Raw genomic sequence first — 25,350 nt, 5'->3', positions numbered from 1 at the left:
AAAATATTCGCAGGCGGGGTTCCCGAGTAATAACGGGAAGCAATCATTGCTTCGGCTCTAGCGTGTAGTAGAGCGCCCCATGAAATCAGCGGGGATTGTGGGTCTGATTAATTAATTTTCGGATAAGGGGCCAAACGCGGGCCGCCGCATGCAATCAGCTGCGGCGATGGAGGCCTCGGACATACACCGGCGCGTGGAAAAAGGCCGTCGCCAGGCGGCGGCCACGAGCGGCAAGAGCTGCAGATCAGTAACCGCGCACCGCGAGATATGCGATGCAGGCCGCGGTTACGCCTGTCGCCAACATCAGAAGCCTTGCGGCCAGGAGCTTGGCATTGTCCCGGGTCTGGGCGATTGCAATGGCGCGAGCGCGACGCTGTGTTCTGTTCATGAGTATATTCCCATTTTCGCACTGACACGATAACCGGCAAATGGCCATCTCGGCAACTGCCAATATATTCAACAATGATGTAGGAAAGGAAAACGCGAGAACCAGAGCCAGGTTCCATTTTCCCGGGCAGCACACAAACTATTGAACAAATTATCGAAATGAGAGATCAGGCTGCCTCGCCGGCAACATGGCCGGATGCCCATGCCCATTGGAAATTATAGCCGCCGAGCCAGCCTGTGACATCGACGCATTCGCCGATGAAGAACAGGCCGGGGATGGTTTTTACCTGCATGGTTTTTGAATCGAGGCAGGCGGTGTCGATACCACCCAACGTCACTTCCGCCGTGCGATAGCCTTCCGAGCCGGACGGTTTGACCGGCCAGGACTGGATGGCGGCTGCGAGATGCTGCAAGCGCTTGTCGGACTGATCGGCCAGATTGCCCGACATGCCGTCGCTCTCGACGAAATGCTGCGCGAGCCGTTTCGGCAGGATCTCGGCAAGGGCTGTCTGCGCCGACTGCCGGCCATTGACCTGCTTCGCCTTCTTCAAAAGCGCCAGGAGATCGACATCGGGCTCTATCGCGATGGTGATCTCCTCGCCTTCCCGCCAATAGGAGGAAATCTGCAGGATGGCAGGACCGCTGAAGCCGCGATGGGTGAAGAGCAGCGCCTCGCGGAACGCCGTCTTGCCGTGACGGATTTCTGCCGGTGCGGCGATACCGGACAATGGCGCCAGACGCTGGAGGAGTTGCGGATCAAGGGTCAGCGGCACCAAACCGGGCCGCGTCTCGACCATAGGCAATCCGAACTGCTCGGCGATGCGATAGGCAAAGCCGGTGGCCCCCATTTTCGGGATCGACTTGCCGCCGGTCGCGACAACGAGTGAGTATGCCTCGAAGACGCCTTCGCACGTGCTGACCCGATAGCCGCCGGCTACCTGTTCGACGCCGCTTATTTCCGTGCGCAACCATAGCTCAGCACCCGCCGCGCGCATCTCATCTGTCAGCATGCGGATGATGTCCTTAGCGCTGTCGTCGCAAAAGAGTTGGCCGAGCGTCTTTTCATGCCAGGCGATGCCATGGCGCTCCACCATGGCGAGAAAATCTTTCGGCGTGAAACGCGCCAGCGCCGACTTGGCAAAATGCGGATTGGCGGACAGGAAGTTCTTCGGGCCGGCATGGATATTGGTGAAATTGCAGCGTCCTCCGCCGGAAATGCGGATTTTGTCTCCCGGTGCCGAAGCGTGGTCCAACACCGCGACAGAGCGCCCGCGCTGGCCGGCGCGGATGGCACACATCATGCCCGCCGCACCCGCTCCGAGAACGATCACATCATATTTGCCGACCACGCTTGAACCCCTAATCATTCGCCGTGCGCTCTCACCACTTTTCCATCATACGGCGAAAGTCCGAGCGGTTTTCCCCCTCGCCAATTGGCAAACTGCGGTTATGATGCAATCACCGATCAACCCAAATACGGTGTTTTATGCCTGCGAGAAAGACCCCGCTGAAAGCTTCAGTGCCTGCCTCGAAAATCCCGACGGTGCCTCCCAGCCTGCGATCGGCACGCGGCGTGGCAAACTGGAAGGAAGCGGCCCAATGGCTGCGGGCGCGCGGGATCGAAGACATCGAATGCATCACGCCAGACCTTGCCGGCGTTCCCCGCGGCAAGATGATGCCGACCTCGAAATTCACCTCAAATACGTCGCTGGCGTTGCCCTCGGCGATCTATCGCCACACGATTTCGGGCGAATATCCGGAGGAGACCGAGAGCTTCCGTTACGAGCCGCGCGACAGCGATCTGAAGCTGGTGCCGGACCTTTCGACGCTTTCCGTCGTGCCCTGGGAAACCGACCCGACGGCGCAGGTGATCTGCGATATCGTCAATTCCGAGGGACACGCCGTGTCCTATACGCCACGCAACCTTTTGAAGAAGATCATGGGGCTCTATCGCGATCGCGGCTGGAAGCCTGTGGTTGCGCCCGAGATCGAATTCTATCTGGTCGCCAAGAATGACGACCCAGACTACCCGCTGCATCCGCCGAAAGGCCGCTCCGGCCGCTCGATCCTCGGCGGTCAGGGCTATTCGATCGCCGGCATCAACGAGTTCGACGAATTGATCGACGATATCTACCACTTCTCCGAGAAGCAGGGTCTGGAAATCGATACGCTGATCCATGAAGAAGGCCCGGCGCAGCTCGAAATCAACCTGCGCCACGGCGACCCGATCGAGCTTGCCGACCAGGTGTTCATGTTCAAGCGCACCATTCGCGAGGCGGCGCTAAAGCATGGGATCTACGCGACCTTCATGGCCAAGCCGATGCAGAGCCAAGCGGGCTCGGCGATGCATATCCACCAGTCCGTCGTGAATATCGAGACCGGCAAGAACGTCTTCACCAATCCGGACGGCAGCCCATCGCAGGAGTTTTTCTACTTCATCGGCGGCATGCAGCGTTACGTGCCGAATGCGCTCGCCATGCTGGCGCCTTACGTGAACTCCTACCGGCGGCTGGCGCCGAACATGTCGTGCCCGGTCAACAATGCCTGGGGTTATGACAACCGCACCACCGCCTTCCGCGTGCCGGTTTCCGACCCGCAGGCGCGTCGCGTCGAGAACCGGCTGCCGAGTTCCGATGCCAACCCCTATCTGGCGCTTGCCGCATCGCTCGCCTCCGGCCTGCTCGGCATCATGAAGCAGGTGGACCCGACAGCACCGACCGAGGATTCGGCCAACGAAGGCTCGATCGATCTGCCGCGCGGTCTTCTGGAAGCCATCGCACTGCTGGAAGATGAACCGGCCTTCGAGGAGGTCCTCGGCAAGGAGTTCATCGACCTCTATGCCGGCGTCAAACGCGGCGAGTTCGAAACCTTCATGCAGGTGATCAGCCCGTGGGAGCGGGAATTCCTTCTGCTCAACGTGTGAAGGAGATCGCCCATGACATTGCAGGAAACATGGCAGAGCCCCATCGCGCCCGGACTTTCCTTCTATCAGGCAACCGTCGGCCCGCGCCCGAGCTATCCTAAGCTGGATGGCTCGCGCCGTGCCGATGTTGCCATTATCGGCGGCGGCTATACCGGGCTGCAGGCCGCCTACAATCTCGCCAAGGGCGGTGTCGACGTCGTGCTGATCGACGGCAACCGCTTCGGAGACGGCGCCTCCGGCCGCAATGGCGGCCAGCTCGGCACCGGCCAACGCTCCTGGCCTGAGGAGATCGAAGAGAAGATCGGCTACGAACGCTCTAAGGCGCTTTTCGATCTTGCCGAGGATGCGAAGCGTCATCTTCTTGATTTCGCAACCGAACACGGTATCGACATCGACTTTCTGCCCGGCCAGATGAATGTCACGCACAAGCAGAGCTACAAGCAGGCCTATATCGACAATGCCGAGATCGCCGCGGCGCGCTACGGCTATCCGCATGTCAAATTCATGGATCGGGCCGAGACCCAGGAGCGGCTAGGCTCGGAATTCTATCTCTATGGCGTCAGGGATATGGGTACGGGCCATATCCATCCGATGAAGTTGCTGATCGGCCTGGCGCGGGTCGCCACCGAAGCCGGCGCCTCCCTTTATGAGATGACCAAGGCGAAAGCCTTCCGGCAATCGGAGGGCAAGACGAGCATCGAGACGGACGGCGGGGAAATCACCGCCGATCGGGTGCTGATCGCCTGCAACGGCTATATCGACAATCTGGAACCGGTGACGGCAAGCCACGTCATGCCGATCCGCTCCTTCATCGGCGCGACAGAACCGCTCGATCGCTTTCCGACCGTTCTTCCCGGCAACGAAGCAGTGGCCGATTCGCGGTTCGTGGTGCGCTACTTCCGTAAATCGAAGGACGGGCGGCTGCTGTTCGGCGGGCGCGAGGCCTATACCGCAGATAACCCGCGCGACATAACGCAGCACATCCGCCGGCAGATCGCCGAGATTTACCCGGCTCTGGCTGATATCAACATCGACTATGCCTGGGGTGGATCGGTCGGCATCACAATGCCGCGCCAGCCCTTCGTGCGCGAGGTCATGCCGGGCGTCACCTCGATCGGCGGTTATTCCGGCCATGGGGTCATGCTGTCAAACTACTGCGGTAAACTCTATGCGAAAACAGTTCTCGGGAATGCGGACGAGCTTCACCTTTTCAAGGAGCTGAACGTCCCGCCTTTCCCCGGCGGCGCGCGCATGCGGGCGCCTCTGCTGTTCCTGGCGCTCTCGTGGTTTGCGCTGCGCGACAGGTTTTGAAACTGGAAGACGATTTCTTCCACCGGCGATCCGCTCTAAAAGCCGAGTCTGAATTTTGCGATGCACACTGGCCTTTTTAAATCGATTAGATTAAAAGGGGCCTCAACCAAGACCGATTGAGAGATACCTCATGAGCAGCCAAATCATTCCCGTTGAACCATTTGATTATGTCGTTTTCGGCGGCAGCGGCGACCTTGCCGAACGCAAGCTCCTGCCCGCTCTTTATCATCGCCAGATCGAAGGCCAGTTCTCCGAGCCGACCCGCATTATCGGCGCATCGCGCAGCGCGCTTTCGAACGAGGAATACCGCAAATTCGCCGACGCCGCCCTCAAGGAACACTTGAAGAAGGGCGAATATGACGAGCCGGAAGTCAAGAAATTCCTCGCCCGCCTGTTCTACGTTCCGGTCGATGCCCGCAGCGATGCCGGCTGGGACCAACTCAAGAAAATCCTCGATGAGGGCAAGGATCGCGTTCGCGCCTTCTACCTCGCCGTCGCTCCCGGCATCTTCGGCGACATCTCGCAGAAGATCCATGATCACAAGCTGATCACCAAGCAGACCCGCATCGTCGTCGAAAAGCCGATCGGCCGCGACCTCGCCTCGGCGCTGCAGCTTAACGACACCATTGGCAAGGTCTTCAAGGAAGAGCAAATCTTCCGCATCGACCATTATCTCGGCAAGGAGACGGTGCAGAACCTGATGGCGCTGCGCTTCGCCAACGCCCTCTACGAGCCGCTGTGGAACGCCAACCATATCGACCACGTGCAGATCACGGTGGCGGAATCGGTCGGTCTCGAAGGCCGCGCCGGCTACTACGACACCGCTGGCGCCCTGCGCGACATGGTGCAGAACCATATCCTGCAGCTGCTTTGCCTGACCGCGATGGAAATCCCCTCGTCGATGGATTCCGAAGCCGTGCGCGACGAGAAGTTGAAGGTGCTGCGCGCACTGAAGCCGATCAACGCTTCCAATGTCGAGCAGGCGACGGTTCGCGGCCAGTACCGCGCCGGCGCTTCCTCGGGCGGCCCGGTCAAGGGCTACCTCGATGAACTCGAAGGCGGCGTTTCCAACACGGAAACCTTCGTCGCCATCAAGGCCGAGATCGGCAACTGGCGCTGGGCCGGCGTTCCCTTCTACATCCGCACCGGCAAGCGTCTTGCCGGCCGCATGTCGGAGATCGTCATCACCTTCAAGCCGATCCCGCACAATATTTTCGATCAGGCAGCCGGCCGCACCGTCGCCAACCAGCTGATCATCCGCCTGCAGCCCGACGAAGGCGTCAAGCAGTCGCTAATGATCAAGGACCCGGGTCCGGGCGGCATGCGCCTGCGCAACGTCTCGCTCGACATGAGCTTCGCATCGGCCTTCAACGTCCGCAATCCGGACGCCTACGAACGCCTGCTGATGGACGTCATCCGCTCCAACCAGACGCTCTTCATGCGCCGCGACGAAGTCGAGGCGGCGTGGGAGTGGGTCGATCCGATCCTCAAGGGTTGGGAAGAAGCAGGCCAGCAGGTGCAGGGCTATACCGCCGGCACCTGGGGTCCGAGCCAGGCCATCGCTCTCATCGAGCGCGACGGCCGCACTTGGCATGACGATATCTAATCCAGGACGATAACGATGACAGCAAATATGCATGCTTTCGCCAATGGCGCCGAACTCGCCGGCAAGCTCGCGGACAAGGTGGCCGAGACCCTCTCGGCTGCCATCGAAGCGCGCGGCTCCGCAAGCATAGCGGTCTCCGGCGGCTCGACGCCGAAGGCCTTTTTCCAGGCGCTGTCGTCGCGTTCGATCGACTGGGACAAGGTGACGATCACCCTCGTCGACGAACGGTTCGTGCCGGCGGATAATCCGCGCTCGAACCACCTGCTCGTCCAGGAAAACCTGCTGAAGGACAAGGCCGCTACGGCCAAGTTTCTTCCGCTCTATCAGGCTGTGGCTTCCGTCGAGGAGGCCGCCGCCATCGCCACGGAAAAGACCAGGGCTGTCGGCCATCCCTTCGATGTCGCCATCCTCGGCATGGGCAATGACGGCCACACGGCCTCGTTCTTTCCCGGCGGCAACAATCTTCTGACCGCTCTCGATCCGAACACCCCGCGCGGCATCATCACGATGGAAGCGCAGGATGCGGGCGAGCCACGGCTGACGTTCACCTTCTCCAGCCTTCAGGATGCCCGATTGCTCGTGCTCCATATCGAGGGAGCGGGCAAGAAGGACGTTCTTGCCAAGGCGGAAGCGCCAGGCGAAGAAACCGAGATGCCGATCCGCGCCATGCTGCGCCGGGCGGCCTCCCCGGTCGAGATTTATTGGGCTCCCTGACACAGCCGACAGGCCTCGTCATCGAACCCTGAAAGACACAGCAACATGTGCTGCGCCATGCGCCCGCAAGGGCGTATCGGAAAAGCATTGACTTTTGACCCCGCGCCATGCCCTCAACCGAGACAGATCCGAGGCGATCTTCCGGGGCACAGCGCAAACAGACGGAGGCAGATCGACCATGGCCGCTGACGCCCGCATTTCCAAGATTACCGCACGCATCGTCGAGCGCTCGAAGCCGACACGCGAGCGCTACCTGGACCGCCTGCGCAACGCTGCAACGAAGGGCGCGCAGCGCTCCGTGCTCGGCTGCGCCAACCTCGCGCATGGCTTCGCAGTCTGTTCCCCCTCCGAGAAGGATGCACTGGCCGGCGACCGCGTGCCCAATCTCGGAATCATCACGTCCTACAACGACATGCTCTCGGCGCATCAGCCCTTCGAGACCTATCCCGCGATCATTCGCGAGGCAGCGGCGCAAGCCGGCGGCATCGCCCAGGTGGCAAGCGGCGTGCCCGCCATGTGCGACGGCGTCACGCAGGGACAGCCGGGTATGGAGCTTTCGCTGTTCTCGCGTGACCTGATTGCCATGTCGGCAGCGGTCGGCCTCTCGCACAACATGTTCGATGCGGCCGTTTTCCTCGGCGTCTGCGACAAGATCGTGCCCGGCCTCGTCATCGCCGCCCTCTCCTTCGGACACCTGCCAGCCGTCTTCATTCCGGCCGGGCCGATGACCTCGGGCCTGCCGAACGACGAGAAGTCGCGCGTGCGCCAGCTCTATGCCGAAGGCAAGGTCGGACGCGCCGAACTGCTGGAAGCGGAATCGAAGTCCTATCACGGTCCCGGCACCTGCACCTTCTACGGCACCGCCAATTCGAACCAGATGCTGATGGAGATCATGGGCTTCCACATGCCCGGCGCTTCCTTCGTCAACCCCGGCACGCCGCTGCGCGAAGCACTGACCCGCGAGGCAACCAAGCGTGCGCTTGCCATCACCGCCATGGGCAATGAATTCACACCCGCCGGCGAGATGATCGACGAGCGCTCGATCGTCAACGGCGTCGTCGGCCTGCATGCGACCGGCGGCTCGACCAACCACACGATGCATATCGTCGCCATGGCGCGCGCCGCCGGTATCGTGCTGACCTGGCAGGATATTTCCGAGCTTTCCGACATCATCCCGCTGCTGGCCCGCGTCTATCCGAACGGGCTTGCCGACGTGAACCATTTCCATGCGGCTGGCGGCATGGGCTTTCTCATCAAGGAGCTCTTGAAGAAGGGATTGCTGCACGACGACGTGCGCACCGTCTACGGCCATGGCCTCGGCAATTACTCCATCGACGTCAAGCTTGGCGCCGACGGCAATGTCGCCCGCGAGCCGGCGCCGGAAAAGAGCCATGACCCGAAGGTGCTGGCGAGCATCGAGACACCTTTCCAGGGCAGCGGTGGCCTGAAGATGCTGCGCGGCAATATCGGCAAGGCGGTCATCAAGATTTCGGCGGTGAAGCTGGAACGCCATATCATCGAGGCACCGGCCGTGATCTTCCACGACCAGCTGGAGATGCAGCAGGCCTTCAAGGACGGCAAGCTCAACCGCGACTTCGTCGCCGTCGTTCGCTTTCAGGGCCCGAAGGCCAACGGCATGCCCGAACTGCATAAGCTGACGCCGGCGCTCGGCGTGCTGCAGGATCGCGGGTTCCGCGTGGCACTTCTGACCGACGGGCGCATGTCCGGTGCATCGGGCAAGGTGCCCGCAGCGATCCATGTCACGCCCGAAGCTGTTGACGGCGGTCCGATCGCCCGCATCCGCGAAGGCGACATGATCCGCATCGACGCGGTCGCCGGCACGCTGGAAGTGCTTGTTGACGCCGCCGACATGGCCGAACGCGAACCGGTGACCGCGGACCTCTCCGAAAACGAATTCGGTATGGGCCGCGAACTCTTCGCTCCGTTCCGTCATGCTGCCGGACCGGCCGATCAGGGCGCAAGCGTGCTCTTTCACTGAAACATATCTCACGCCTCAGAGCATGAGATACTGACGGCAGGTCTGCAAATACATCCGCTCAGGATGGGTTCGGAGCGGCTTTATCGGTCCATTTGGGTGGAAGACCCATTTGTCCGCCGATAAAGCCCGCAACGCCCGGTGATTTTCCGAAGGCCTTGCATGCCTCGTATTTCGGAGCGCGTCCGACGAGAGCTGCTAATTTCGCTTTGGAAAGCATGGAAGGCATCGTTCCGAACGGCGTCTTGCCATTGACCAACAGCTTGCTGAAATCGTCGCCGAATTTCGCGGCAAGGCTATAGGCATCCCCTTCCTTGGCCATCGTTCCCGAATCGAGAAACGCGTTGGCGCCACGTCCCCAGATCATGACCGCCTTTTGCACGCCTTGGCGATCGAGCGCCTCGGCCTCAAGCGAAAGGCTGCCCATGCCGATGGGAATGCGGGGAACCGGAACGGGGACATTCGGCAGCAGCACGCTCGTGCCGATTGACGCGACTTTCGAAACGCCGACCGCCGTAGCGTTTGTAGCCTTCACCTGGGTCACGACAGCGCGAACGGTCAGATCAGCCGGTTCCGACAGGCCGACAACGACGAAGCGTTCGCTCAAGCTGGAGCAAAGCGTCCTGTCGACCGCATTGGTGACGAGGTTTCGCTGAGCGGGTGTGAAAGCGGCGCTTTCGGCCTGCATCGAAAAGGCAGTCGGAATGATCTTCACGGTCTTTGCTGCCAGAACATCGTCCTTGCTCACCCTCAGAAGCGAGCGGGCGACCAGCCCATTCGACTTCGTCAGACCGTCGTAGGATCGCAGGGATCCCGAGCGATCCAATGGCGCGGCAGCGCAGCCTGCCAACAGGCTCATCGAAAGAGCGATCATCACTATATTGGACCGACCCGATCTGACGCCTGCGGCGGCGAGTGAACCGGGTATCGCAGCAGTTTCATGATTCGTGATTACGTTGATTGACATTGACGTATCGCTCTCCCGCACCGTTCAGGGTTCTCGTGCCAACATTAAATATTACACTTGGTGTAAAAATTAATGTTGGCTACTTTGCGGCAGTTGGCGAACAGGGATGCAGAATTATTTCGCCGGAAATAGCGGTGGCAAAAACGAGGCGTGCATGGCGAAGCAAGGCACCATGGTTTGTACGCAGCGATGATTTATGGCAGAATTGAGCCATGCAAGACCCCGCCTCAAAACCGGAAGGCCTGCGCGAACAAAAGCGGCGGCTGACATTTCAACGCATTGTGGATGCTGGACTGAAATCCTTTCTTTCGAAGGGCTATCAGGAAACGACTCTCGACGACATTGCGGCGGCAGCCGGGATTTCCCGCCGGACCTTCTTCTATTACTTCAAGAGCAAGGACGAGATTCTACTCGCGCATCAACGCGGACATATGGAAAGGATCAGGACCTGCATTCTGGAGAGCGACTCGACCGAACAACCGATCGATGTCGTCCACCAGGCGATACGGAAGCTCATAACACGTCTCCAGGGCCCGGAGCTTCTGGCGACCGCCCGCCTTATGCGGCAAAGCGAGGCATTGCGCGCCCGCAGACACGGCAACTACCTGCAGCTCGAACAGGCTGTCTATGAGAGCCTGTGCGAGTTGTTTCCAGCCCGGGACCGCGACGGATTGCGGCTGATTTCGATGATATCGGTAAGTCCAACGCGCATGGCGGTCGACAAATGGATCGAGCAAGACGGCCATCGGCCGCTGATCGAATACGTCGAAGATGCGCTCACAAAATTCCGCGCAGAAATCCGATCCGCCGTCCGCTCGTAACTTTATTTCCGGATCCCGGTCATGCTCGGATATCGAGCACGCGGTTCTTGTGCGCCGGGTGGGTGCTGTAGACGAAGATTTTGTTCATTTCCTTCTCCGTCAGGAGACGCAGGAAACGGACTTCAACCGTATTGTTGGGGAAGACCTTCATCAGCACGCAGCCAACCTTGCTGATGCGCGCATCGGGGATATCCAGATAGAATTGTTTCGGCAGATTATACTGGGTGAGGATCGCCAGAACGGCGCTGCTCTGCGAAATGCGGATGATATCGCAGCGGCGGGATGCGAGGTTCATCACACCTTTTTCGGTGTATTCCAGCCGCGCCGCGTTCATCGTGTCTTCCATGCGGAACCGCACTTCACGGTCATACATGAAGGATTCTTCTTTATTAAGGAAATGCTGACCTGAATTAGCTCTGCCGAAAGCAGCCATCTGAGTAAATCCCTGGAGTATATTTCAGGGACGAGACTATCAGCGGGTCTTTAACAGAAGGTTTGAGTGCGCCGGCCCAAATTAAATTTTGTCGTTGGTCTTTGCTTGAGCCGGCGTCGTCTCGTAAATGCGATCAACTATTGCTTGCGATAGCTATGACCATCGGCATCGAAGAGATGCAGTTTCTGCCGGTCGGCGGCAAAACGCATCTTGTGGCCGCGCTGGATATCGGTGATGCCCGGGATCTTGACGATGATCGGCTCGCCATCCACCAGACCTTCGATATAGAGCTGCGTCACCTCGCCGAGCGCTTCGACGATGGAGACCTCGCCTTCGAAAAGATAGTTTTCGTCGGTCGCAATGCGCAGGTCCTCCGGGCGAACGCCGAAGCTCGCCGACTTGCCCTTCTGAGAGGTATCGGTGGGTATGTCGAGCGTCACAGACTTGCCGCCCGTGAGTGTCACGGTCGTCGTCGCGCCGGTTTCGGTCACGGTCGCCGGAATGATGTTCATCGCCGGAGAGCCGATGAACTTGGCGACGAAGAGGTTGGCCGGGCGTTCGTAGAGTTCGAGCGGCGCGCCCACCTGCTCCACGCGGCCGGCCGACAGCACGACGATGCGATCGGCAAGCGTCATCGCCTCCACCTGGTCGTGGGTGACGTAGATCATCGTCGTCTCAGGCATGGAATCGCTGAGCTTGGCGATCTCGATGCGGGTCGCGACGCGCAGCGCGGCGTCGAGGTTGGAGAGCGGCTCATCGAACAGAAAGACCTTCGGGTTGCGGCAGATGGCGCGGCCGATGGCGACGCGCTGACGCTGACCACCCGAGAGAGCTTTCGGCAGGCGTTCGAGATATTGGGTGAGCTGCAGGCTGGCAGCTGCCGCGCGAACGCGACGGTCGATCTCCTGCTTGCTTTCGCCGGCGATCCGCATGCCGAAGGCCATGTTGTCATAGACCGTCATGTGCGGATAGAGCGCGTAGGACTGGAAGACCATGGCGATGCCGCGCCTGGAAGGCGGAACCTCGTTCACCTTCTGCCCGGCAATGAGCATGTCGCCCGCCGTGATGCTCTCAAGCCCGGCGATCATGCGCAGCAAGGTGGACTTGCCGCAACCGGAAGGACCGACGAAGACGATGAATTCGCCCTCGTTGATCTCCAGATCGATGCCGTGCAGAACATGCACGTTGCCATAGGATTTTCTTATATCCTTCAGAACAAGTCCCGTCATGTGTTCTTCCTCCTCCCAAGGGCTCAGGCAAGACGCGCGAAGTAAGCGCCCCATGCCGGAATATCGATCTTGTTGCCGTAGTTGTTGCTGGTAAAGCCATGCCCGGTCAACGCTTGCCAGTTCCCCTCGGGCAGCGCTGCCATCGCCTCGACAGGACTCATATTGAAGGCGCAGAGAATGGTCTCGTTGCCGTAGGTGCGGGTAAAGATGAGTATGTCGCCCTGCGGATCCACAAAGGCGATCTCGCCCTTGGCGAAGGCCGGATATTGCTTGCGGAAGGCGAGGAAGCGACGATACTGCTCCAGCACCGAGTTCTCGTCGCCCTGCTGCACGCTGACGGCGCGCAGGATATGTTCGACAGGCACGGGCAGCCAGGGCTTGACCGTGGAAAAGCCGCCCTGTGCGACCTGGCTGTCCCAGACCATCGGCGTGCGGCAGCCGTCGCGGCCCTTGAATTCCGGCCAGAACTGGATGCCGTAGGGGTCCTGCAGATCCTGATAGGCAAGATCGGCTTCGGTGAGCGCCAGCTCTTCACCCTGATAAAGGCAGACGGAGCCGCGCAGCGTCAGCAGCAGCGCTGCGTAGAGCTTGGCGAAGGCATCGCGGTCGGCAACCAGGCTGCCCCAGCGGCTGACATGGCGCACGACGTCATGGTTTGAGAATGCCCAGCAGGCCCAGCCTTCGGGAGCGGCGGCATCGAAATCTTTCATGACCTCTTCGACACGCTCCGGCGACAGGGCGTCGGGTGCCAGAAACTCGAAGGCGTAGCACATATGCATCTTGTCGCCGCCGGAGGTGTATTCCCCGACGATTTCGAGACCGCGCTGGCTGTCACCCACTTCGCCGACGGCGGCAATCGCCGGATATTCGTCGAGGACGGCGCGGAAACGCTTGAGGAACTTCAGGTTCTCCGGACGGTTCTTGTCGTAGAGATGCTCCTGGAAATTATAGGGATTGACCGCCGGCGCCGTCGAGGCGTTGCGGCGGGAAGGCTCCAGCGCCGGGTTGTCGCGCAGTTCCTTGTCATGGAAGTAGAAATTGATGGTGTCGAGCCGGAAGCCGTCGACGCCGCGGTCGAGCCAGAAACGCACCACATCCAGCAGCCTGTCCTGCACTTCCGGATTATGCAGGTTCATGTCCGGCTGCGAGGTCAGGAAGTTGTGCATGTAATATTGCATGCGGGTCGGATCCCACGCCCAGGCCGAGCCGCCGAAGATCGACAGCCAGTTGTTGGGCGGGGTGCCGTCCGGCTTGGCATCGGCCCAGACGTACCAGTCGGCCTTGGGATTGTCCCTGCTCGAGCGGCTTTCTACAAACCAGGGATGACGATCCGAGCTATGCGACAGCACCAGATCGATCATCACCTTGATGCCGAGGCGGTGGGCTTCCGCGACCATCGCATCGAAATCGGCGAGCGAGCCGAAGATCGGGTCGACATCTTCATAGTTGGAGACGTCATAGCCGAAATCACGCATCGGCGAGGTGAAGAAAGGCGAGACCCAGATCGCGTCGACACCGAGGGCCGCGACATGCGGCAGGCGCACGGCGATCCCCTTGAGGTCGCCGATGCCATCGCCATTCGAGTCCTGGTAGGAGCGCGGATAGATCTGATAGATCACCGCGCCGCGCCACCAGTCCTTGTCAACGGCCGAAATCGATTGAGGGGCAATGCTCATGCTAGTAGGTCCTGTTGGATTGGGATGGTCTTGGATCAGCCCCCCTTCACCGACCCGGCGAGCAGACCGCGGACAAGGTAGCGCTGCAGACCGAAGAAGACGAGGAGCGGAATAAGGATGGTAACGAAAGCCGAGGCCGTCAGGATTTCCCAGTTGCCGCCGCGCGAACCGAGCAGCGCGTTCAGGGCCGCCGTCAGGACCAGATGATCCTTGTCGGTACCGAGAAACACCATGGCGATCAGCAGGTCGTTCCACACCCAGAGGAACTGGAAAATCGCAAAGGAGGCGAGCGCCGGGAAGGACAGCGGCAGGATGATCTTGACGAAGATGTCGAAATCGCTGGCGCCGTCGACGCGGGCGGATTCGATGATCTCCTTCGGCAGGCCGGCAATGTAGTTGCGCAGCAGATAGATGGCGAGCGGCAGACCGAAGGCCGTATGCGCCAGCCAGATGCCTGGATAGGTCTTCGACGGCACACCGAAGATCTGACCGATCTCGTTATAGATGCGCAGAAGCGGGATCAACGACATCTGCAGCGGCACGACGATCAGGCCGACCACGAGCGCGATCAGCAAGGCGCGACCCGGAAACTCCATCCAGGCAAGCGCATAGGCAGCAAAAGCGGCGATCAGGATCGGGATGACGGTCGCCGGGATCGTCACCGTCAGCGAGTTGATGAAGGACTGGCCGATGCCCTCGCCGCGCAGAACGGAACGGTAGTTGTCGAGGGTGAATTGCGGTGGCGTGGCGATGGTCAGATAAATGCGCTTGCTGCGGGCGTCGGCTTCGAAAGGACCGGTTTTCTGATAGCGATAGCTGCCATCAGCATTGACCGTGAGTGTTTCACCATTGCCGAGATCGGCGGCTGAGCCGACCTTGTAGGCAGCCGGCTCCTGCACGCGCAGGCCGAAGGACTGGATCTTGCCGTTGCCGCTGTTGCCTTCGCCGGCAACCGTACCGGCGATAACGTAATTGGCGCCGTCCTGTTTTGCCTTGTCCGGGCCATCGAGACGGACCGCCGCCGTCTGCGACGAGCCGGAGAAAGCCGTCCACCAGCCGGAGACGACGATCTGGTCCTTGTCGCGGATAGCGGTGACGAAGATGCCGAGCGTCGGCAGCAGCCAGAGGAGAACGATGAGCAGCACCGCGGCATGAACGAAGATGCGGGCGGGGCCGATGCGACCGAGAGTTCCAATCATGTCAGCGCCCCTTCGTTTCTGCGTTTGCACGACGAATGTTCCAGATCATGATCGGCGTCACAGCCGCCATGATGACGAGGGCGATAACGGCGCTTCGGCCGCTGTCGCCGCCGCCACGGAACATCCAGTTGAACATCAGGTTGGCGAGCACCATCGTGTTCCATTGACCATTGGTCATGGTGAGCACGATGTCGAAGACCTTGAGGACGAGAATGGTGATGGTGGTCCAGACGGTGGCGATCGTGCCCCAGACCTGCGGAACCATGATCTTCCAGAAGATCTGCCAGCCATTGGCGCCGTCGATGACGGCGGCCTCGATGGTTTCCTCGGGAATGCCGCGCAATGCGGCCGACAGGATGACCATGGCAAAGCCGGTCTGGATCCAGATCAGCATGACCATGAGGAAGAAATTGTTCCAGAACGGAATGGTTATCCAGACTTCCGGCGTGCCGCCGAAAAGCTGAACAACGGCATTCAGCAGGCCGATCTGCGCGTCTGTACCGCCGCGATATTCGTAGATGAATTTCCAGATGACCGAGGCGCCGACAAAGGAGATCGCCATCGGCATGAAGATGACGGCCTTGGCGATGTTGCCCCACCAGATGCGGTCGGTCATGACGGCAATGACGAGACCGAAGAAGGTGCAGGCGGCCGGCACGACGGCGAGCCAGAGGATGTTGTTGAAGATCGACTGGCGGAATTCGGTGTCGTAGAAGGCCCAAACATAATTGGCGCCGCCGACGAACTGGCTGCCGTCAGGCCCGTAGAAGGACAGGATGAGGGTCGCGATTACCGGATAGACGAGGTAGACGACCAGCAGGAAAATCGCCGGTCCCAGGAAGAGCCAGGGGCGGATCAGGCCACGGCGGCGCAGGTTGACGGCGGCCGTATGGACCTCGGTCCCTTCCTTTGCCGGGAAAATTACGTCCAGAAGCTTGTTGGAACACCAGAAATAGGCGGCACAAAAGGCAACGCCGAATATCATGGCTCCAATCGCCGACACGATCTGCGAAAACATCCTTCCCTCCCCGAATTGACCTTCTTGAGACCACCCGTCCGACATCGGCCGCGCACGAAATGCGCGCCGCGACATGGTGCATGGCGTCGCCGGAACCTGCCGGCGACGCTTGGCTCGTTAAGTCTTACTTGATGGCGTCCCAGGACTTCTGGATGCCGTCGGCAACATCCTGCGCGGACTTGCCGCCGACGAAGTCCACCATGCCGGTCCAGAACGAACCGGCGCCGATCTTGCCCGGCATCAGGTCGGACCCGTCGAAGCGGAAGGTGGTTGCCGAGGTCAGAAGTGCACCTTCCTTGCGCAGCGTATCGTTGGCATAGGCAGCCGTGTTGACACCCTTGTAAGGCGTCAGGAAGCCGGACTGCGCCATCCAGACTTCTTGGGCGATCGGCGTCTGCAGGAACTGGATGAAGGCGCGAGCGGCCTTCGAGTCCTTGGTGATGGTCGCAAGCGTACCAGCACCTTCGACCGGCTTGCCGAGTTCAGGATGCGCGGCATAGGGCGGGAAGTAGAAGAAGTCCGCGTCCTGGCCAAGCTTGGTGCCATCCGGGAAGAAGGACGGGATGAAGGATGCCTGCTTGTGCAGGTAGCACTTCGGCGGCACCGAGAAGAGACCCTTCGGGCTGTCGCGGAAGTCCGTGGAAGCAACCGCTGCGACGCCACCGGCGACGAATTTCGGGTTCTTGGCAAACTTGCCGAATTCCTCGATGGCGGCAACGACCTTCGGATCGTTGAACTTCAGCGTGTTGTCGACCCAGTGATCATAATCCTGCGGCGTGTTGAGGCGCAGCATCAGGTCCTCGACCCAGTCGGTTGCCGGCCAGCCGGTCGCGCCACCGGAACCGAGACCGATGCACCAGGGGGTGCCGCCATCCTTGACGATCTGGTCGGAGAGCTTGAGCAGGTCCTCCATGGTGGTGGGAACCTTGTAGCCGGCTTCCTCGAAATTCTCCGGCACATACCAGACCAGCGACTTCAGGTCGGCCTTATAGGGGAAGGCATAGAAGGCATCCTTGCCGTCCTTGCCCTTGTAGGTGCCGTAACCGACCCAGCTGTCGCCGGCGCCATAATTGGTCTTGACCCAGGAAGCCAGGTCATCGCCGAGCGGCGTCAGATAGCCCTTGCTGGCGAGATTGGCGAGAAGACCCGGCTGCGGCAGGATGGCGACATTCGGCGGCGAACCGGCCTGCGTGTCGATAACGATCTGCTGCTCGTAGTTTTCCGAGGACGAATATTTGGCGTTTACGCCCGTCGCTTCGGTGAAATAGTTGAGGACGCTGGTAAAGAGCGCTTCGTCTTCGCCGCGCCAGGGGCCGAAGATGGTGAGCGTCTCACCCTTCAGGTCGGCATGGCCGGCTTTGAAGTCGTCATAGCTCTTCCAGTTGAACTTGGCATCCTGGCCGGGCTGGAACTTCAGATCGGCAGCAATCGCCGTGCCTGCCATCAAAGCGGCGGCGGCAACGGTCATCAAAAACAACTTCTTCATGTGGTTGTCCTCCCAAACATAAAACCCACGAGCCGAAACACGATATCGTGCTGCGCGCTCCATTCCTCAAAGCGCTTTGGCTACCTTCTCTCATCCATTGAGGACAGGAGAAAGTCAAGCGATTTTCAAATTTCGGCCCGTATACACGAAAAATCTCGCATTGCAGCATGAAATAACCGCCAATATTTTCGCTAATCGTCTTGTCTCACGCGCTCCGCCTGCTACATATTTGAAAGCGCTTTGGAAGCCATGGACGTTTCGGGAGGTTGCGTTGGCATCTTAGCGGCAGGAGTTGGAGGAGCCGAAATTCGTGAATCTGAAACAGCTATCGCAAATGCTGGGGCTGTCGCAGACGACAGTCAGCCGGGCATTGAACGGATATCCGGAGGTCAATCGCGAGACGCGCGAGCGCGTCCTCAAAGCGGTTCGGGAAACCGGCTATCGGCCCAATAAGGCGGCGCAGAGGCTCGCGACCGGCAAGGCGGGCTCGATCGGACTTGTCATGCCGACCTCACCCGGCAATTCTTCCGACGTGCATTTCAGCGAATTCCTGACCGGGCTTGGCGAGGAGGCCTTGCGGCATGATTTCCATTTCGTGCTGACGCCGGCAGATCCGAACGACGAGGTCGGCGCCTTGAGACGGCTGGCGGCCAGCGGCAATGTCGATGCCCTGTTTGTCAACTATTTGCGCGGCCACGATCCGCGTCTGGAGATGCTGAAGACGCTCTCCATCCCCTTCCTCGTGCATGGGCGCTCCATCGGCTCGGAGCCGGACTACCCCTATCTCGACATCGACAACGAGGCCGCCTTCTACGATGCCACGAAGCTGTTGCTGCAGCTTGGGCACAAGCGCTTCGCGCTGCTGAACGGCCTGGTCTATCTCGATTTCGCCATCCGCCGGAAGAACGGTGTCGAGGCGGCACTTGCCGAACGGGGCCTGACGCTCGATGAGGCTTGCGTCAGCCACACGGCCATGACGGACGAACAAGGCCTTCTCGTCATGGAGCGCCTCCTGCAGATGGAGCAGCGTCCAACCGCTATCCTCTGTTCCAGTACCGTGCTGGCGCTCGGCGCCGTGCGTGCCATCAACCAGGCAAAGCTCAAGCTGGGCGAAGACATCTCGCTGATCGCCCATGACGACGTGCTGACTTTGCTGAAACCGGAAAATTTCACCGTGCCGCTGACGACGACGCGCTCATCGTTGCGCGCCGCCGGCAACCGCATTGCCGAACGGCTGATCGGCGAGATCAAGCATAGCGACGAGTTTCCATCGCAGGAGCTTTGGAAGACGGAGCTGATCGTTCGCGCCTCGACCGGCGTCGCGCCGGACGATTGAGGCCGGTTTAGAGCGGTCAAGCGCCTCACGGAAACGCCCAACCGCTCTAAGCTATTGCTTTTACGCAATTCCAGACGGAAAACCGCTGCACACTTTTCCTGCAATTGCTCTAGAACTTCGGTGGCTGTTTTCCCGCGGTGCGATGAGCGGCAATGACGGTATTGGCCATCAGCATGGCAATCGTCATCGGTCCGACACCGCCCGGAACCGGCGTGATGGCAGCGGCGACATCGGACGCTTCGGCATAGGCGACATCGCCCACCAGCCGGCTCTTGCCCTCGCCCCGCTCCGGCGCCGCAATCCGGTTGATGCCGACATCGATGACCGTTGCGCCTGGCTTGATCCAGTCGGCCTTGACCATCTCCGGGCGGCCGACGGCGGCAACCAGAATATCGGCGCCGCGCGAGACCGAGGCCAGATCCTTCGTCCTCGAATGCGCCGTCGTCACAGTCGCATTGGCATTGAGCAGCAATTGCGCCATCGGCTTGCCGAACAGGTTGGAACGGCCGATGACGACGGCATTCAGCCCCGACAGGTCGTCGCCGTGAATACGCCGCACCAGAAGCATAGCGCCGGCCGGCGTGCAGGAGATCAGCCCGGTCTCGAGATCGCCGGTCGCAAGCTTGCCGGCATTCACGACATGCAATCCATCGACATCCTTGTCCGGCCGGATCGACTGGATGATCGGATCGGAATCCAGATGCTTCGGCAACGGCAGCTGCACCAGAATGCCGTGGATGGACGGATCTTCGTTCAGCGATGCCACGAGGCTTGCGAGCGCTTCCTGCGTCGTCTCGGCCGGCAGCGTGTGCTGGACCGACTTGAAGCCGCATTCCTTGGCCATCTTGCTCTTGGAGTTCACATAGGCGTGGCTGGCCGGATCGTCACCGACGATCACGACCGCAAGCCCGGTCTTCACGCCGGTCTCCGTCTCAAGCCCTGCCGCCGCCGCCTTCACAGCCTCGATCACCGAAGCCGCTGCAACCTTGCCGTCGATCACTGTCGTCACGCTGGTCTCTCCGATATGAACTCGGCGCCAATCTACAAATCATCGGCGCGCTGGAATTGCCTGCCAACGCCCTATGGTGTCTGAAAGCGGTAATTGCAAGGAGAAACGGCGGCCGGATCAATCGATGCCGGCATGCCTGTGCGCGGCATATGTCTGGACTTTGGCACGCAGCAGCGCCAGCTCTTCCTGGATGCCGGCCCATTGATCGAGACTGACCGGTCGGGTTTCGAGATCCGGATCAGCGACCGCGGTCGGCTGATGAGAGGGATCGGGGAGCACCGTAGATGCCGGCTCGATACCATCAGGGAAAGCGGGATCATGTATGCCGGTTTCCTCGACCTCATGGTCCTCTGCTGAGGTGACGTCATCCCGCGATTTTCGCAGGAAGATCACGCAGAGCGACAGGCCGAGACCGGCCAGGAAACCGATCGCCTGATTGCCGGCGAGATTGTCGTCAAGCGGCGCGCCGGCGGCGACGGCCTGCGAAATCACCGTCATCGGCGGCTTGGCTTCCGGCGGAGCGAAAGCGGCGCTTTGCTGGTCGGCCTCATAGCGAGTTTGCGCGGCGGCGACGGCCTCCTGCAATTGCGTGAGATGGGCGATGTCGACATCGACGCCCTTCTGACTGAGCGCGGTCATGCGCGCGGAAAGCGCGTCCTGCTGCTCAAGAGCGGCTTTCAACGCCGCATCGCTGCTGACGACAAGCCGCTGCAGCTGGCTACGGATACCAGCGGCAAGATCATTCACTGTCGCCTGCTGTGCGAGGAGGCGCGGGTGGCGTGGGCCGAGCTGGATCGCAAGCTGGGCGAGCTGCGCCTTGGCGGCGCTGTAGCGGCTGCGAATATCATCGAGGCCAGCTGCGGCCAGATCCGGTGGCAACGCACCGCTCATCAGGGAAGCGGGTGTCGCGGCTTTCGCCGCCGAGACATTGGCTCTGGCGTTACGCACCGCCAGTTCTGCCGCCTTGATGTCATTATCCAGCTGCGGACGCTGCTGTTGAAGAGCCACGGCCGCTGTTATCTTGTCTTCGCCATACTGAGCCTTGAAATTGGCAAGTGCGGCCGAGGCGCGATCAAGCTCCTTGCGGCTGCGATCGACCGCTGTGCCGCCTGCGCCGGATGCTCCGGCGGCCTGCACGACGGCCGCATCATAGATGGCGGCGACGGCCAGACGATTGGCAATTTCAGCGGATAGAAGCGGGTCACCTGACGTGACGGACAGCCGCAGGAGGCCGGTCGCATCGTCAATACCGACGGCTACGCCCTTGCGCAGGGCTGCCTGCGCCCGCGAAGGCGCGTCCGAAGCATTGCCGCTGCCGGATAGAAGCTCGATGGCAACACCAAGGGCGCCGGCGCGGCTCCCGCTGAATTCAGGGTTTCGATCCAGCTTCAACCTTGCGACGACATCCGAGAGTGCGGCCGGGGCGACCACACGCTTTGCCGCGACATCCAGCACCACCTGACGCGCCCTGCCCTCACCTTCGGCATGAAGAAAAGCTTGCGACATGTAAAGTGGCGGCGAGGCAAGCATTGTCGGGATGGCGGCTCCCACCAGTGCCGTCGCAATGACAAAGCCGAGGGAGCGAAGACTCAAAGACCAATTACGGGATCGGGATGACGGCTTGGGCAAGGCCGGTTCGGCGGTGTGCTCGAAAGGCTCGGCTCCACCATCGAGCAGATCGGGCACAAACTCCAGCAGATCGGAGAGGGGCTCCAAGGGCTGCTTGCCTGCCGGCTCACGCTCGGCGTAGCGGCGGCTGAGGATGCTGCCGATATGGTCAGCCAGCGGCTGGGCCGGCGGCGCTTCTTCCTGCGCCGGCGCCCTTCCACCCGACACCGGATAGGGATCGCCGGCCAGCCTCCTGCGCAGTAGCGCCCGCAACTGTGCATCGCGCGGATCGTCGGAATTGGCAGCGCGCAGATCGGCGCGGCTGCGAAAGCCATCGTCCTCGAGATAACGGGAATTAGGTCGGCCTGGCCCGTGCGAAGCCTGAAGGGCTTCTGCATCGTCAGGGTACAATCCGGTCCTGGCTTTGCTTTCGTGCATGGCGGGTCATCTCGGACGCATGGTCGCAAGACCAGTGCAAATGGTTAACCCACTCTAAACTTTCATGCCAAAGAAAGAGTTAACGCCAAGCCTGCAATTATCAACTTGCTAATTTATCCGGCGGCATGAGACGAGGCCGCGTGTGCTGCGTCTCCACCCGACCGATCCGCTGCTTGCGGCCGAACTGATGCCTGATGACCTGGTAGAGGAAAAGCGGCACGCCCAACATGTAACGCCGCCACAACCTGCCCGGCTCCAAGACCAAGCGGAACAGCCACTCGCTGCGCATTGCACGCACCAATGCCGGAGCGCGTGGTACAGTGCCCGAGATGAAATCGAACAGGGCACCCACCGTCAGGACCAACCGTGCATGCTGGGGTCCGACATGTTCGGCGACCCACTTTTCCTGCAGTGGCGTGCCCATGCCGACGATCAGCACATCTATCTTCTGCCGGCTTATCTCAGCGGTGATCGCATTGCTTCGAGCCGGATTGAAGAAGCCGTCGGAGACGACGACGAATTCATGCCACGGCGCATGCTGCCGGAGTTTTTCCGCCGCTTTCTCGACAACGGAACGGCGGCCGCCCAGAAGACCGATGCGTTTGGGGCGCTCCATGAAGGTGAGCAGCGCCGGAACGAAATCCGTGCCATTCAAGTTGGCGGGAAAGGCTTCTCCATGAGCGACGCGAGAAGCGATATCGAGACCGACCCCATCGGGCAGGACAAGATTTCGCTCGAGAACCTCACGATAGTTCTCGTCGCGCAGCATCACGAGCATGTTGTGGGCATTGACGAAGGAAATGGATGTCTGTCCGACGGGCAAGGATGCAAGCTCGTTGACGAAGGTCAACGCATCCTCCCAATCGAGATCGCAGACCGGCAGATCGAAGATCATACGGCGTGACGCTACGACAGCAAAATCAGCAACCTGGTTCAATCCAACAACCTCCTGCCGGCTTCGCCAAGATGACTGAGGCCGACGTTCTAGGCTTTGCCTATTCATCGCTCGTGCTGCGGCAATGATAAAAGCATCGCTAGGAGGTGTTTATAGCAAAGCAATCCCAACCTTCCGTTAGGATAAATGGCCGCAATTGCGTGAGTTCATCAAGGATTTGTTAAACATGCCGCCGGCGGAAAATCTACTCCGCGGGAACCTTGTCCGCCGCCGCATCCTGCACGATCTTGACCGGCTTGACCGTCTTCTTTCCAACGGTTTCTCCGCCGTGCGTCTCTTCCTTGGAGAGATAGTCGAGCTGCTGGATCAGCACGTCGGCAACATAGTCGCCGCCGAGCCGTTCGTTCATCCGCTTTTTCAGATCGCTGCGAAAAGCGGCAACGTCGAAACTTTGCGTATGGGCGATATCGATTGCCTTGTTGCCGATGAGCAGCGAAAAGAGCTCGTCGGTCGTCAGCTCGGGCAAAGGGATCTGAAGCGCATTGGCTTTGCCCTTCTCCATCATGAAGGAGATGCGCGTCAGGAAATAGCCGGTCACCTGGCCGTTGGCGATCACGGGAACATTGATCGATTCGCCCTTGACCAGTTCCTGCTGCGCCTTCTTGGCGTCGTCAGGACTGACCGCGGGCGCCGTCGCCGTCTGCACCGAAAAATAGACCGAAGCCAATGTTACGGCGCAGACCCACAGGCCGGTGAGGACGAGCTTGATCATCCGGCCTCACGGACGCGGAATTGCTCCTGCGAATAGGTGCCGTCCGCATCGGCATTCTGCACGGCATTCTTCAGAATGTCCGCGACGGCGCGAACCGCCTCGAGATGCGCTTCGACGCGACGGGCATTGAGCACCAGTTTCTTCTTCAGCCCATGAAGCTGCTCGATATGGGCAACGGCGAGATCCGCGGGATCGGTATCGCGAAACAGCATCGACAATTCGTAGAGGCAGCGGCTCTTGTGCGCGTTCGAGACCTTCAGATCGAATTCGGGGTCGCTGCCGATCCGATTGTTCTCGTTGTCGATAATCATCTCCAGACGGCCAAGGACAGACTTGATCCGATAGTCCTGTGACATCACTTCCATGGTGCTACCTCGCTTATGCTTTCTGGGACGTCAGCGTATTCTGATTGGTAATGCTCGTGTCGCCGTCGCTGGCGTCAGTTGCGGCAAGCGTCTTGCGCTGAAAATCCGTGACGGCGCTCAACGCCATCTTCTTGTCGTTCTCATTGGTCGCCGAGTTGATGGCGCCGGTATTGCGCATCTTGGTGACCTGTTCCTGATACATCTTCTCAGCGATGCCGACGCCGCCATTCTTGGCGATCGTGTTGCCGAGCTGCTCGGCCATCATGCCTTTCCAGATCTCGCCTGAAGCACCCTTGCCGTAGAGCGTTTCGCTGCTCGGCAGCATGTTCTTCACGAAGTTCTGCATCATCATGGCTTCGAACTTGCGATAGACCTGCGGCACCTTCGTCGGACCGGTATGGGTGTTCGCATTGGCAAGGCCGGCCTGGGTCGCGGCGCTGTTCAGCGCGCTGAAGGCGGCCCCGAAGCCGCTGCCGTTTTCGGCAAGGCTGGTGGCGGCGAAAGCAGCCTTGTTGGCGGCAAGCTTGGCCTGAGCAACCTCGACATCAGCCGGGTTGGCGGCCTTGACCACATCAAGAACCAAATCACTCGGAGGCGAAATAGCCACGTCACGTCTCCTTCTGCTATCGCATTCCCCCGAACATACGCGATGCAACGCTCGCGCCGGGGCATGTCGAATCAAACGGTCGGAGCGGGCAGGCAACCCAACGACGCACCTGCTGCTCCATGATCGTGACGATTATGATTTTTGAACCTTGCTGGAGGCTGGCGTTGCGCCGGCAAAGCGCTGATCGATGATATCGTAGACCGCATTATCGTCCGCTTCGCGCATTTCGAGCTCACGGGCGTCCTTCATGTGCTCTTCCAACCGCTCGGCTTTGGTGCGTTCCTGCTGGACCTTCATCTGAATCATCGTCTGGATGCCCTCCAGCTGCTGATCCCTGACCATCAGCCGGCCGTAACGTTCGGCGTAATGAATGGAGAACGCCATGTGCACGGGATCGACCGAGCCGATCGCATCCATGACCCTTTCCATCGATGCCGTAACATCGGAGCGCTGACGGGTCGTCTCGGCAAGTTCGTTCTCGGCGATGCGCTCCAGATGTCGCTGCATCGCGACCAAGCGCTTCAATTTCTCGGAACGGCTTCTTTCCACCATCG

23 protein-coding genes are annotated in these 25,350 nt (G+C 60.4%); 7 read left to right on the top strand and 16 right to left on the bottom strand.

The features are described from left to right. Positions 1–244: 244 nt before the first annotated feature. Positions 245–388: a hypothetical protein gene (locus ACQZ6F_RS24280; RefSeq protein ID WP_169055370.1), complete on the bottom strand. Its 144-nt coding sequence runs from the start codon at positions 386–388 to the stop codon at positions 245–247. Positions 389–554: 166 nt separating this feature from the next. Then, positions 555–1,754, bottom strand: coding sequence for an NAD(P)/FAD-dependent oxidoreductase (locus ACQZ6F_RS24275; protein ID WP_449094360.1), 1,200 nt, complete (start codon positions 1,752–1,754; stop codon positions 555–557). Positions 1,755–1,873: 119 nt separating this feature from the next. Between ACQZ6F_RS24275 and ACQZ6F_RS24270 the strand changes: the two genes are divergently transcribed. From ACQZ6F_RS24270 to edd, 5 genes are all read left to right on the top strand, one after another. Continuing rightward, entirely contained in the window at positions 1,874–3,310 is a 1,437-nt protein-coding gene (locus tag ACQZ6F_RS24270) for a glutamine synthetase family protein (protein ID WP_077471343.1), read from the top strand. A 12-nt stretch (positions 3,311–3,322) separates the two neighbouring features. Continuing rightward, positions 3,323–4,621 (top strand): FAD-dependent oxidoreductase, encoded by a 1,299-nt coding sequence (locus ACQZ6F_RS24265; protein WP_449094359.1) that lies wholly within the window; start codon positions 3,323–3,325, stop codon positions 4,619–4,621. Positions 4,622–4,751: 130 nt separating this feature from the next. Next, the gene (gene zwf, locus ACQZ6F_RS24260) at positions 4,752–6,227 is read left to right on the top strand and encodes a glucose-6-phosphate dehydrogenase (protein WP_163984662.1); all 1,476 of its coding nucleotides are present in this window, start codon (positions 4,752–4,754) and stop codon (positions 6,225–6,227) included. A gap of 15 nt (positions 6,228–6,242) precedes the next feature. Continuing rightward, positions 6,243–6,941, top strand: a complete 699-nt coding sequence (pgl, locus tag ACQZ6F_RS24255; protein WP_449094358.1) for a 6-phosphogluconolactonase — start codon at positions 6,243–6,245, stop codon at positions 6,939–6,941. Between the two features lie 178 nt (positions 6,942–7,119). Next, the gene (gene edd / locus ACQZ6F_RS24250) at positions 7,120–8,940 is read left to right on the top strand and encodes a phosphogluconate dehydratase (protein ID WP_449094357.1); all 1,821 of its coding nucleotides are present in this window, start codon (positions 7,120–7,122) and stop codon (positions 8,938–8,940) included. 58 nt (positions 8,941–8,998) lie between these two features. Here edd and ACQZ6F_RS24245 read toward each other — a convergent pair whose 3' ends face one another. Beyond that, positions 8,999–9,796 (bottom strand): DUF3313 domain-containing protein, encoded by a 798-nt coding sequence (locus ACQZ6F_RS24245; RefSeq protein WP_449094356.1) that lies wholly within the window; start codon positions 9,794–9,796, stop codon positions 8,999–9,001. A 320-nt stretch (positions 9,797–10,116) separates the two neighbouring features. On the opposite strand from ACQZ6F_RS24245, the gene ACQZ6F_RS24240 reads away from it, so the two are divergent. Continuing rightward, positions 10,117–10,725 carry a TetR/AcrR family transcriptional regulator gene (locus ACQZ6F_RS24240; protein WP_449094355.1) on the top strand — a complete coding sequence of 203 codons (609 nt, stop codon included), beginning with the start codon at positions 10,117–10,119 and terminating at the stop codon, positions 10,723–10,725. Positions 10,726–10,744: 19 nt separating this feature from the next. Here the strand turns inward: ACQZ6F_RS24240 and ACQZ6F_RS24235 are convergent, their stop codons facing one another. The 6 genes from ACQZ6F_RS24235 to ACQZ6F_RS24210 all read right to left on the bottom strand — a co-directional run bounded on the left by ACQZ6F_RS24235 (position 10,745) and on the right by ACQZ6F_RS24210 (position 17,766). Next, entirely contained in the window at positions 10,745–11,158 is a 414-nt protein-coding gene (locus ACQZ6F_RS24235; protein WP_174070330.1) for a hypothetical protein, read from the bottom strand. Positions 11,159–11,295: 137 nt separating this feature from the next. After that, positions 11,296–12,387, bottom strand: coding sequence for an ABC transporter ATP-binding protein (locus ACQZ6F_RS24230; protein ID WP_077471339.1), 1,092 nt, complete (start codon positions 12,385–12,387; stop codon positions 11,296–11,298). Between the two features lie 23 nt (positions 12,388–12,410). Next, positions 12,411–14,063, bottom strand: coding sequence for a beta-galactosidase BglA (gene bglA / locus ACQZ6F_RS24225; protein ID WP_449094354.1), 1,653 nt, complete (start codon positions 14,061–14,063; stop codon positions 12,411–12,413). Positions 14,064–14,098: 35 nt separating this feature from the next. After that, positions 14,099–15,262 carry a carbohydrate ABC transporter permease gene (locus ACQZ6F_RS24220; protein ID WP_174070324.1) on the bottom strand — a complete coding sequence of 388 codons (1,164 nt, stop codon included), beginning with the start codon at positions 15,260–15,262 and terminating at the stop codon, positions 14,099–14,101. Between the two features lies 1 nt (position 15,263). Further along, the gene (locus tag ACQZ6F_RS24215) at positions 15,264–16,280 is read right to left on the bottom strand and encodes a carbohydrate ABC transporter permease (protein WP_267552810.1); all 1,017 of its coding nucleotides are present in this window, start codon (positions 16,278–16,280) and stop codon (positions 15,264–15,266) included. 124 nt (positions 16,281–16,404) lie between these two features. Beyond that, positions 16,405–17,766 (bottom strand): ABC transporter substrate-binding protein, encoded by a 1,362-nt coding sequence (locus ACQZ6F_RS24210; RefSeq protein WP_449094353.1) that lies wholly within the window; start codon positions 17,764–17,766, stop codon positions 16,405–16,407. A gap of 310 nt (positions 17,767–18,076) precedes the next feature. Between ACQZ6F_RS24210 and ACQZ6F_RS24205 the strand changes: the two genes are divergently transcribed. After that, complete coding sequence (locus tag ACQZ6F_RS24205; RefSeq protein ID WP_077471445.1) at positions 18,077–19,102, top strand: substrate-binding domain-containing protein; 1,026 nt, start codon at positions 18,077–18,079, stop codon at positions 19,100–19,102. A 109-nt stretch (positions 19,103–19,211) separates the two neighbouring features. Here the strand turns inward: ACQZ6F_RS24205 and folD are convergent, their stop codons facing one another. The 7 genes from folD to ACQZ6F_RS24170 all read right to left on the bottom strand — a co-directional run bounded on the left by folD (position 19,212) and on the right by ACQZ6F_RS24170 (position 25,348). Beyond that, entirely contained in the window at positions 19,212–20,111 is a 900-nt protein-coding gene (folD, locus tag ACQZ6F_RS24200; RefSeq protein WP_449094352.1) for a bifunctional methylenetetrahydrofolate dehydrogenase/methenyltetrahydrofolate cyclohydrolase FolD, read from the bottom strand. Positions 20,112–20,228: 117 nt separating this feature from the next. After that, the gene (locus ACQZ6F_RS24195) at positions 20,229–22,157 is read right to left on the bottom strand and encodes a succinoglycan biosynthesis transport protein (protein WP_449094351.1); all 1,929 of its coding nucleotides are present in this window, start codon (positions 22,155–22,157) and stop codon (positions 20,229–20,231) included. Positions 22,158–22,257: 100 nt separating this feature from the next. Next, positions 22,258–23,094 carry a WecB/TagA/CpsF family glycosyltransferase gene (locus tag ACQZ6F_RS24190; RefSeq protein WP_077468716.1) on the bottom strand — a complete coding sequence of 279 codons (837 nt, stop codon included), beginning with the start codon at positions 23,092–23,094 and terminating at the stop codon, positions 22,258–22,260. A 202-nt stretch (positions 23,095–23,296) separates the two neighbouring features. Continuing rightward, positions 23,297–23,824, bottom strand: coding sequence for a hypothetical protein (locus ACQZ6F_RS24185; RefSeq protein WP_077468715.1), 528 nt, complete (start codon positions 23,822–23,824; stop codon positions 23,297–23,299). After that, entirely contained in the window at positions 23,821–24,189 is a 369-nt protein-coding gene (locus ACQZ6F_RS24180; protein ID WP_068397097.1) for a hypothetical protein, read from the bottom strand. The genes ACQZ6F_RS24185 and ACQZ6F_RS24180 overlap by 4 nt, the downstream gene beginning before the upstream one ends. A 13-nt stretch (positions 24,190–24,202) precedes the next feature. Beyond that, on the bottom strand, positions 24,203–24,796 hold the full coding sequence (locus ACQZ6F_RS24175; RefSeq protein ID WP_449094350.1) for a rod-binding protein: 594 nt from the start codon (positions 24,794–24,796) through the stop codon (positions 24,203–24,205). A gap of 132 nt (positions 24,797–24,928) precedes the next feature. Continuing rightward, positions 24,929–25,348 carry a hypothetical protein gene (locus ACQZ6F_RS24170; protein ID WP_077468713.1) on the bottom strand — a complete coding sequence of 140 codons (420 nt, stop codon included), beginning with the start codon at positions 25,346–25,348 and terminating at the stop codon, positions 24,929–24,931. Between the last annotated feature and the right edge of the window lie 2 nt (positions 25,349–25,350).

It is taken from the genome of Rhizobium sp. A22-96, assembly GCF_053521805.1.
This window is presented reverse-complemented; position numbering and strand designations above follow the sequence as displayed.